Here is a 9077-nt window from a genome sequence, read left to right on the forward strand (position 1 = left end):
TTACTGGTGCTTGTAGTGCTTGATCGACGAATCCTTGGCGGCCTCGTCGGCGAATTGCTGGATCTTCTTGATGGCCTCGGCCGGAGTGAGCCGCCCGGCCATCATCTCGCCGAGTCCGGCGACCCCGATCCTCTCCTTCTCCAACTGCACGTACCAGTCCTGGATGCGCGGATTGACGATGTTCTCCCCGGCCTTGTCGAGCGCCCCCACAGCCGATTTCAGACCTGGGGTGAGGCTGATGCCGTCGGTGCCGCCGTCGTAGGCGGTCAGCGACTTCACCTTGGACGTGAAGTTCTTCGAGGACGCCTCGCCGAGCATGATGCGCAGCTGCTCCATGCCGCCCGCGGTGTTCTTCGCGTTGGCCGGGACGACGAAGGGCTCGCCGCCGGAGGCCCAGATGGTGCCGAAGGGAAGCTTGTCGGAGGAGTCGATGCCGGTGGGCGCGGAGACGGCGAGGTCGAAGTCCTTCGGGATGACGTTGGCCGACTCGTTCTCCACCCAGGAGCCGTTCGGGATGAACAGCGCCTTGCCCTGGGCCCACGCGGTCTGCGACTGGATGTGGTCCAGACCGGGGGTGCCCTTGAGGATGTAGCCCTTGCGGAAGAGCTCGTAGTAGGCGTCGAAGCACGCCTTGACCGCCGGGTGCTTCCAGGCGTTCGGCTCCAGGTTGTCGATGGCGTCGAGCACCTCCACGCCGCCGACCTTGGCCATCATCGGGTACAGCGAGAAGGGGATGTAGTACGGGTGCTTGCCCGAGTACGTCCAGCCCGCCATGCCCTTCTTCCTGGCCTTCTCGCAGACGGCGAGCATCTGGTCCCACGTCTCGGGGTACTGCTCGTCCAGCGCGTTCAGGGCCTTCTGCGAGTACCACACGCCGTACACGGTGTAGGCGTAGTACAGGATCCAGACCTTCTCACCGTCGAACTGGCCCATCTCCACGATGCCGGGGCGCAGGGTGTCGCGGACCTTCTTGGCCGGGTCGCCGTAGGACGGGGCGTCCAGCAGCGGGGTGAGGTCGGCGAGCTGGTTCTTGCCGACCAGGACGCCCATGTCCATCTGCTCGGCGCCGGAGTTGTCGATGAGGTCCGGCGGGGTGCCCTGGTTGAAGCGGGGCTGGAGGGTGGACTGGATCTTCTGTGTGGCCGAGAACTTCACCTTGACCTTGGGGAAGTTCTTCTCGTAGATCCTGACCGCGTCCTGGGCGTATTCCTTGCCGAAACCGCCGTCGAACAGGACGAATTCCATCGGGGCGGTGTTGTTTACGCCGAGCGGGTTCTTCGCGGTCTTCTCGCCCGCCTCGGCCTTCTCGCCCCCGTCGCCGCCGCTGCTCGCGCAGGCGGACAGGAAGCTCATCGTGGGGACGGAGATCAGACCGAGCGCCGTGGAGCGCTTGATCAGATCGCGGCGGCCTACGCCGGGCGTGCCGTTGCTGTCTGCGGACGTGGATCCCATGCTCAAGTCCTCGCCTTCTGAACAGGACTCAGGCGGTGAACCGGATCCTCCCCGGCACCGCGGTCGGGTCAAGCAGGGTCGTGCAGGACGTGTGAGGTGCCGACAGGTATAGTCCACTTCCCGTCAGCGGAGCAAGATCGAACACAAGGTTGGCCGAGGGTCTTTTCCGAGTTGAGACCTGCCGGAAATATGAGCGGACTGCGTGTTCTCTGACGGAAAAACCACCGCCATTTCCCCTGGACGCCACAGTCAGCACGATTGAGATCATTACCCACTTGAGCCGCAACTGATCCTTGCGCATCGAATCCGACAACGTTGTCCGGGGCATAGGGGGGTATCGGTCGCGCCGCCGGAGGCGCCCGCGGCGCCAGGCCGGGCGTTCGCGTCCTCCTTCGAGGCGGACGACCCGACTCCGTTGCGGTGCAGTACACGCCGACGTCCGGGGGCCGGGCCAGGGCGCCGACGGGATGCAGAGTGCGGGGCTCGGCCGACGGCACCACGTGGACGGACCTGGACCGGCGCTCCGGCGGACCCTTCCGGTGGGACCGGCAGGCCCGGGCCTTCTCGCTCCCGGAGCCGGGCAGGTACTGGCACTGCCGCCTGGTCCTGGACGGCGAAGCCGCCCTGGCGGAGGTGGAGTTGCTGGCCTGATCCCGCCAGTGCCGCGGGACGACAGGTACCCCGCAGGAGCCCCGTCTACCAGAATGACCGGGTCACCGGTGAACACCGGGCGGCACATCCATGGAGGGGGAAACACGGATGAGCATCGGACGACGGATCATGGGGCTGCTCGCGGGGGCGGGGCTCGCGGTGGGGGCGCTGATCGGCACGGCGGCACCGGCCCAGGCGTACAGCCCGAATCCCGACTTCAACAAGTACTACCGCGACACGGACAACTGCCCGTGCAGCGGCGGCACTCTCGCCGACCCGTTCGACGGCACCACCTTCGCGAAGGACGCGGGCGGCTACGCCGTCAAGATGGAGCTGGTCGACGACGGCTGGTTCGTCGGCAAGGTGGAGTTCCATCCCAACGACGAGAAGCTCTGGATCTACGACACGAAGAACGACGGCGACACGTACTTCGTCTCCGTCGGCTACTTCTCCGGCGGCTCCTACCACGACCTCGGCACCTTCTCCCCGCCGGGAACGTCGGCCGTCGTGGACAAGAGGATCAAGGACTTCGACATCCCCGAGGGCGCCTCCGTCGACATCTCCGTCTACGACGCGTCGGGCCACTCCGACCTGATCGGCGCCGCGCGGGGCACCGGCGCGGCGGTCGCCTGACGGAACGGGCGCCGACGGCATGGACGTAGACCCGGCCTGGCTGCCGTCCGCCGCCTTCCGCGCGGTCGGCAGCAGGCGCACGCCGGTCCGCGGGACCCTACCGCTCGTCGACACCGTGTACGAGGAAGTGGCCGCCGCCTGCGGTCAGTTCGGCGGCGAGGTCGTGCGGGAGACGGGCGACGCACCGTGCGACCTGGTGCTCGACCTGGCCCTCCACCGGCCTCGCCTCCGTCGGCCTCGGCGACGAGGGCTTCGCCTGCGCGCGGACGGACGGCACGACGACGGTCACGGCGTCCGGCGGGCGCGGGCTGCTGTACGGCCTGTTCCACGTCGTACGGCTCGGCGAGGACGCCTTCCGCGGCGCGTGGGCGGCGCAGGTGGGCGGTGTCGCGGCGGCGCCGGGGTAGAAGGCGTCCTGACCGACGGCCAGGTCCCAGGCGGCGGCAACGGGGCGCGTGGCGGCGCGTTGCCGGCGGCGGGCGGTGCCGGGGGCGGTGAGGGCGGTGGAGCGCAGGACGGTGCGGAGGGCGAGGGCACCCTGGGCGGCGACGGTGATGCCATGGCCGTAGACCGGGTTGTAGGCGGCGACGGCGTCGCCGAGGACGGTGAAGCCGTCCGGCCAGTGCGGCAGCTTCTCGAAGTAGCGGCGCCGGTTGGCGGTGCTGCGCGTGGTGACGATGCCGCCGAGCGGCTCGGCGCGCTCGAGGAGCTCTCCTATGACGGGGTCGCCGAGGGTGAGGGCGAAGTCCCGGAACGCATCGGGGCTGTTGGTGGGTTCGGCTCCGCGGGTGCCGGAAAGCGTGACAATCCAGCGGCCTTCCTCGACGGGCAGGATGATGCCGCCCCGGCCGGGCGCCTTGGCAGGGTTGGCCTGGACGTTGACGAGCGGGAAGCCGATGTCGGCGGTCGTGCCGGGGGCGCGGTAGAGGCGGGTGGCGTAGGCGATGCCCGCGTTGATCTCGCGTTCGGTGACCGGGGGCAGGCCAAGGTCGGTAAGCCAGCGGGGCGCGTGGGAGCCGCGGCCGGAGGCGTCGACGACGAGGTCGGCGGGCAGGGTGAGTTCGTCGTCGCCGGCGCGGACGCGTACGCCGGTGACGCGGGTGGCGTCGCCTTCCACGGCCAGGGCGGTGGTGCGCGGGCGGAGGGCGATGCGCTGGTCGTCGAGGACGCGCTTGCGTATGACCGCGTCGAGCAGGTCGCGGGAGCACACCAGGTTGCGGTGGTGGGTGGCGGTGAAGCGCCGGAACCAGACCTCGGTGGGGGCGCGGGAGACCATGTCGCCCATGACGTGGATGAGCCGGGCACCGCTCGCGACGATCTCCGCCGCCAGGCCGGGCAGCAGCGCGTCGAAGGCGCGTACGCCGCCGCTCCACACCAGGTGCGCGTGACGTGCCTGGGGGACGCCGCGGCGGGGCGCGGGCCCGTCCGGGAGGCCGTCACGTTCGACGACGGTGACCTCGGCGAAGTCGGTCAGGGCGGCCTCCGCGAACAGTCCGGCGACGCTGCCGCCGATGACGACGGCGGTGGGCCGGCGGGCGGTGTGTCTGTCAGGCATGGGTGGGCGTCCGGCTTTCTGTGCGGGTCAGCCGCCGGCCGAGGGCGTCGGCGGTGTGCGGGCTGGGCTGTGAAGCGCTCGGGCGACCGAGTCGGGGGGCGCGGTCAGGTGGGTGATGGCCTGCTGCGGGAATGCGTCGCCGGTACGGGGCCGCTCCCCCGCGCGCTGCGCGTCGTGGGCGACGGCGATGTCCCGGGCGCCGGTCTCGTCGTATGGAGCGCGGCCGGCCCGGTGGGGGCGGCCGTAGAGGCCGGGCCTGGGAAGGCACAAGGCGTCGTCATGGACGCGCTGCCGGAGTTCGTCAGCACCCGGCTTCACTCCCCCTGCGACCAAGCAGCCACCGGAAGCGACAGATACACGCCGAAGTCCTGCAGCCCGGTCGCGGCGCCGATGCGGTCGTGCAGCCGGTCCACCCGCTCCTGGCGGTTGGCCGCCTTGCTCTCGAACCACTTCGACCGCACCTCGATCACGACGTCGAGGCCACTGCGGTCCAACGGCCCGAGCCGCCGGAACCGCAGCTCCACGTCCCCGGGTTGGAGGTCGCCGTGGTAGGGCTCCTCGGGGCACTCCACGGCCTGGGACACCAAGTGCGGGAGTATGGCGGCGAGTTCGCGGAGCGTGGCTTCCGGTACCTGCGGTGCGCAGGTGATCTCGACGTGGCGCATCGGCCCACTGTAACCGCGGCCTGTCCGGCCGGAGACGGCACGGCCGGAAGGGCCCTACGGTGCCGGTATGGCGACCATCAAACAGGTCTCGCTGGGCGTGCAGGACGACCGGCGGGCGGGCGAGTTCTGGCAACGGGCACTGGGGTACGTGCGGCGGCCTCCGCGCTTCGAGGGTGACGACTGGATCGTGCTGGAACCGCCGCCGGGCGTGCCCGGGGCCGCCATCTCCATGGACGTGAGCGAGAGCCCCGTGCAGGAGTTTCCCCGCATCCACTTCGACCTGGACGCCGGTGAGCGCGATCTCGACGAGGAGGTGGAGCGTCTCGTGGCGCTCGGGGCGCGGCACGTCGACTGGCCGCACTATCCGGAGAGCCTGCCTCCCGGAGCGCAGCCGTACGTCGTGCTGGCCGACCCCGAAGGCAACCGGTTCTGTGTGGAAGGGCGGCGCGCGGTGAACGGTCGTTGATGCCGACGCTCGCCCGGCGGGCACCTGGCGCTGTCCGCCGGGGGCACGAGCCCCGACTCGTACGCCACCACCACCGCTTGTGCCCTGCTGTCCAGGTCCAGCTTGGCCATCGTGCGGTTGTGGTGGGTCTTCAGAGCAGGAACCCGCAGGCTCCGGCGCGCAGTGCCCCGTACACGTACTCGTCGAGGTCGACGGTGGTCAGCACCAGGATGCGGGGCGCGGGGTCGGCGGCGCGGGCGAGGACGCGTTCGGTGGCCTCGATGCCGTTCATGCCCGGCATCCGGATGTCCATCAGGATCACATCGGGGCCGGTCTCGGCGGCCAGCAGCACCGCTTCCGCTCCGTCGCCGGCCTCGCCGACCACCTCGACGCCGGGTGCGGCGCTGTGCATGAGGTGCCGGGTTGCCACCAGCACCGCAGCCGGAAGGGGAGACGCGTGCGCTGCGGTCACCCTGACCGTGGAAGCCCGGGGCGAGCCGGACCGTGGGGGAGCGTCCTGTCTCGGCCCCCCGCGGGCCCGGTGACCGGTGGTGCGCCGTGTCACCGGGCCCGCCCCTCAGCGTGGTTCAGCCGACCCGGCAGGGCAGGGTCGTCGAACTGTCGCCACCGGAGCCCGAGACGACGTAACCGAATGTCGCTTTCTGACCCGGACTCAGGGAGCCGTTGAAGTTGGCGTTGTGGACCATGACGGACTGGCCGTTGTAGGTGGCGCTGCCGCTCCAGAGGCTCTCCACCTTCTGGCCGGCCGGGAGCGTCCAGTCGACCATCCAGCCGAGCATCGGGACGGTGCCGGTGTTGGTGACGGTCACCTCGGACTGGTAGCCGCCGTTCCACGTGCCCGTCGTGCGGCGGGTGGCGGAGCACTCGCCGGGGGCGGGTTCGCTCGGGTTGCCGGGCTGCTTGATGCCGGTGACCTCGCCGTTGCCGCCGTCGAAGACGACGTCGGAGCAGGAGTAGAAGGTCTCCTGGCTGTCCGAGCGCTGCCAGACCATGTAGATGATGTGGCGGCCCGACTTGTCGGCGGGGAGCTTGCCGGTCCAGGAGTAGTTGGCCTCGACCGTGCCCGGGGAACCGTTGAGCGGCGGGTGGTCGACCGAGAGGAAGGGCTGCTCCTCCATGTCGTTCCAGGTGAGCGTCTTCGTCGGGTCGAAGCCGTCCTTGGTGATGTAGACGTAGAACCAACCCGGGTGCGCCGCCCAGGCGTTGTACGAGAAGTCGACGGTCGCACCCGAGGTGAGGTGGGTGAGCGGCCAGTCCTTGCTGGGCGTGTTGAAGCCGGTGAAGTTGGTGTTGCCGCCGCTGCACAGCTCGCCGTCGGGCACGAAGCCGCGGGTGCGGCCCGCGCCGTCGGAGCGCAGCACGGAGAACCAGTTGTAGAACGGAGTGGTGCCGCTGACCTGCTGGGCGGCCCGGCAGGCGGGGTTGACCGGCTTGATCTCACCGGTGTCGGTGAGGCCGTCCTGCCAGCACAGGAAGGTGCGGCTGCCGGGCTTCATGGGCGTGCCGTGGGCTTCCGCCTCGCCGCCGGAGGTCATGACCAGGGCGAGGGCGGGGATGGTGGCGAGGAGGGAGACCAGGACCAGGAAGAGGGCTCTCGCGCGGGTGGGGCGTACTGGACGTACTAATCGACGGGAGCCGGAAGTTCTTGCCAGGATCATGACAGATCAGTCCGTTCCTTCGGGTACGGCCGTGCGGAAGTGGACGTGCCGATGCGCGTGCGGGTGCGCGTGCGCGTGTGTGCGAGGTGCGGGGTGGGGCGGACCCTCGCGGGCAGGTTCCGGTCCACCCGAAATGGGAGCGCTCCCACCCCGCTTGGAGCGGAAGGTACCGCCAGCCGCGTCGCTTGTAAACGCCTGGCGCACGGGGCCGCACGGCCGGGTGCGGCCCCGTGCGCACGCGGTGGTCCTCGCGCCGCCGGTGGGGGTGCGTCAGCGGGTCCTGTTGCGGGGGCCTCCTGCCGTGGTCGTCGCTCGTCGCTGCGCTGAGCGCCGGTCACGGCCGGCGTCCGTCGACGTCAGCTGGACGAGGAGCGGCTGGGCGCCGAAGAGACGGACCCGCCTCAGGTGGACGGGCGTGAGACCGTGCCGGAGGGCGCCGGTGAGCGCCTGGGCGTCGGGGAGCAGGAGTACGGCCGTGCCGTCCGGGGCGAGGACGCGGCGCAGTTCCGCCCACCAGCGGGAGGGGTCGGCGGCGAGCAGGCCGCGGGCGGGGGCCTGGGTGCCCCAGGGCGGGTTGCACAGGACGCGGTCGACGCTCGCGTCGGGGAGGGGGAGGTGGGCGGCGTCGGAGCGGTGGATGGTGAGGGGCGGGGCGGTGTCGCCGGGGGTGGGCCGGGCGTCGCGGGCGTTGGGCAGGTTGCGAGTGCGGGACGGGGCGTCGGCGGCGTCGGGCAGGGTGTGGGCGGCGTTTGGTGGGAGGTTGCGGACGCCGGACGGGGCGTGGGCGGCGTTTGGTGGGACACTGCGGACGTCGGACAAAGCGTCGGCGGCGTTGGCGCGGGCCGCGGTGATCGCCTCGGAGGAGAGGTCGAAGCCGTGGTAGCGGGCGCCGGGGTGGGCGAGCGCGGCCTCGATCAGGAGGGTGCCGGCTCCACAGCACGGGTCGAGGACGACGTCCCCGGGGCGGATGCCGGCCAGGGTCGCCATGGCGGCGGCGAGCGGCGGGTGCAGGGTGCCCGGGATGGTGCGGTGCTTGTAGGCACGGCGGTGCAGCGGGCGGTCGGCGATTCGCAGCATGAGCGTGGCCCGCGTGCCGTCCAGGGTCAGCCGCCAGCCCAAGGAGCCCGGCGGGGCCGCGGCCCCTGTGCGCCGCGGGTGATACGCCACCCCGAGCCGCAGCGCCAGCGCCTGGCCGACGGCGTCCTCGGCGTCGTACCGGGTGAAGGAGCGGCGGCCGAGGAAGGACGCCGAGACGTCGATGCCGGTGGTGTGGTCCGGCGTTGTCCGGGCACGGCGGTCCGAGGTCGTGAGGTCGCGCCGGTCCGACGCCGGAGGATCCCGGCGGTCCAAGGTGGCCGGGTCACGCCGGTCCGGCGCCTGGGGGGCGCGGCAGTCCGGGGCGGTCGGGTCACGTCGGTCCGACGCCCCCGGGTCCTGACGACCCGGCCTCGTCAGGTCACGGCTGTCCGGCACCAGCAGCTCGCGGGCGTCCGGCACCGTCAACTCACGGCAGTACGCCAGGAGTTGGTCGGCATCGATGAGGTCGGCAAGCTCGGCCAGGAGCCGCAGGTCTCGCTTGGCCGGGCCGATGTCGGGGCGTTCGGCGGTGAGCAGGAAGGTGTCGTCCGCGGTGCGTGGCCAGGGTGCGGTCGGCGACGACGCGTGAAAACGGACTTCGCGGTGGTGGATGGCGGTGACGGCGCCGAGGCCGGACTCCAGGATCTCGGCGGCGACCAGGTGCTCCAGGCCGCGCAGGCAGCGCGCCACGAGGGGCGTGTGCATGGTGACGGTACTTCTCCCACGTCAGCATCGGGGCAGCGCTCCGCTGCCCCGCCTCGCCGGCGACGGGGTTTCCTCGCTTCGCCGACGGCTGCTAACGGAGGTGGAAGAAGTACGTCATGAGGCTGGAGTCTAGTGGTGTGTCGCTGCTTAATTACGGTGTGTCTGGTTGGGAGGTTGGTGTCTGGCAGATTCCTTCCCCTTTGCCAGACAGGGCT

General features: G+C 71.0%; 9 protein-coding genes and 1 pseudogene. 3 read left to right on the forward strand and 7 right to left on the reverse strand.

The genetic code is table 11. The annotated features are described in order from the left end of the window. On the reverse strand, positions 1 to 1452 hold the full coding sequence (gene ngcE, locus H8R17_RS20295) for an N-acetylglucosamine/diacetylchitobiose ABC transporter substrate-binding protein (RefSeq protein WP_187824630.1): 1452 nt from the start codon (positions 1450 to 1452) through the stop codon (positions 1 to 3). A gap of 474 nt (positions 1453 to 1926) precedes the next feature. On the opposite strand from ngcE, the gene H8R17_RS20300 reads away from it, so the two are divergent. Next, entirely contained in the window at positions 1927 to 2103 is a 177-nt protein-coding gene (locus H8R17_RS20300) for a hypothetical protein (protein WP_187824631.1), read from the forward strand. A 108-nt stretch (positions 2104 to 2211) separates the two neighbouring features. Beyond that, on the forward strand, positions 2212 to 2736 hold the full coding sequence (locus tag H8R17_RS20305) for a hypothetical protein (protein ID WP_187824632.1): 525 nt from the start codon (positions 2212 to 2214) through the stop codon (positions 2734 to 2736). A 97-nt stretch (positions 2737 to 2833) separates the two neighbouring features. Here H8R17_RS20305 and H8R17_RS20310 read toward each other — a convergent pair whose 3' ends face one another. The 3 genes from H8R17_RS20310 to H8R17_RS20320 are packed head-to-tail and all read right to left on the reverse strand — an operon-like array spanning position 2834 to position 4956. Further along, positions 2834 to 4291: an NAD(P)/FAD-dependent oxidoreductase gene (locus tag H8R17_RS20310; protein WP_262505372.1), complete on the reverse strand. Its 1458-nt coding sequence runs from the start codon at positions 4289 to 4291 to the stop codon at positions 2834 to 2836. 27 nt (positions 4292 to 4318) lie between these two features. After that, on the reverse strand, positions 4319 to 4561 hold the full coding sequence (locus H8R17_RS20315) for a hypothetical protein (RefSeq protein ID WP_223125260.1): 243 nt from the start codon (positions 4559 to 4561) through the stop codon (positions 4319 to 4321). 44 nt (positions 4562 to 4605) lie between these two features. Beyond that, the gene (locus tag H8R17_RS20320; RefSeq protein ID WP_187824633.1) at positions 4606 to 4956 is read right to left on the reverse strand and encodes a hypothetical protein; all 351 of its coding nucleotides are present in this window, start codon (positions 4954 to 4956) and stop codon (positions 4606 to 4608) included. A gap of 67 nt (positions 4957 to 5023) precedes the next feature. Here H8R17_RS20320 and H8R17_RS20325 point away from each other — a divergent pair, with 67 nt between their 5' ends. Then, entirely contained in the window at positions 5024 to 5422 is a 399-nt protein-coding gene (locus H8R17_RS20325) for a VOC family protein (RefSeq protein ID WP_187824634.1), read from the forward strand. A 133-nt stretch (positions 5423 to 5555) separates the two neighbouring features. Here H8R17_RS20325 and H8R17_RS20330 read toward each other — a convergent pair. The 3 genes and pseudogenes from H8R17_RS20330 to H8R17_RS45760 form a co-directional block, all read right to left on the reverse strand. Further along, positions 5556 to 5813 (reverse strand): annotated as a pseudogene (locus tag H8R17_RS20330) (response regulator transcription factor); the annotation flags it as partial. Between the two features lie 175 nt (positions 5814 to 5988). Next, complete coding sequence (locus tag H8R17_RS20335) at positions 5989 to 7080, reverse strand: lytic polysaccharide monooxygenase (RefSeq protein ID WP_187824635.1); 1092 nt, start codon at positions 7078 to 7080, stop codon at positions 5989 to 5991. Between the two features lie 270 nt (positions 7081 to 7350). Continuing rightward, the gene (locus tag H8R17_RS45760) at positions 7351 to 8862 is read right to left on the reverse strand and encodes a methyltransferase domain-containing protein (protein ID WP_223125261.1); all 1512 of its coding nucleotides are present in this window, start codon (positions 8860 to 8862) and stop codon (positions 7351 to 7353) included. Between the last annotated feature and the right edge of the window lie 215 nt (positions 8863 to 9077).

Origin of the sequence: Streptomyces sp. TRM68367 (assembly GCF_014495685.1) — a bacterium.
In the GTDB taxonomy this organism is placed as follows: domain Bacteria; phylum Actinomycetota; class Actinomycetes; order Streptomycetales; family Streptomycetaceae; genus Streptomyces.

Bases quoted from the DNA above. Each gene is read 5' to 3' on its own strand.
- ngcE (WP_187824630.1), bottom strand. From the start codon at position 1,452: ATGGGATCCACGTCCGCAGACAGCAACGGCACGCCCGGCGTAGGCCGC.
- H8R17_RS20305 (WP_187824632.1), top strand. From the start codon at position 2,212: ATGAGCATCGGACGACGGATCATGGGGCTGCTCGCGGGGGCGGGGCTC.
- H8R17_RS20310 (WP_262505372.1), bottom strand. From the start codon at position 4,291: ATGCCTGACAGACACACCGCCCGCCGGCCCACCGCCGTCGTCATCGGC.
- H8R17_RS20320 (WP_187824633.1), bottom strand. From the start codon at position 4,956: ATGCGCCACGTCGAGATCACCTGCGCACCGCAGGTACCGGAAGCCACG.
- H8R17_RS20325 (WP_187824634.1), top strand. From the start codon at position 5,024: ATGGCGACCATCAAACAGGTCTCGCTGGGCGTGCAGGACGACCGGCGG.
- H8R17_RS20335 (WP_187824635.1), bottom strand. From the start codon at position 7,080: ATGATCCTGGCAAGAACTTCCGGCTCCCGTCGATTAGTACGTCCAGTA.
- H8R17_RS45760 (WP_223125261.1), bottom strand. From the start codon at position 8,862: ATGCACACGCCCCTCGTGGCGCGCTGCCTGCGCGGCCTGGAGCACCTG.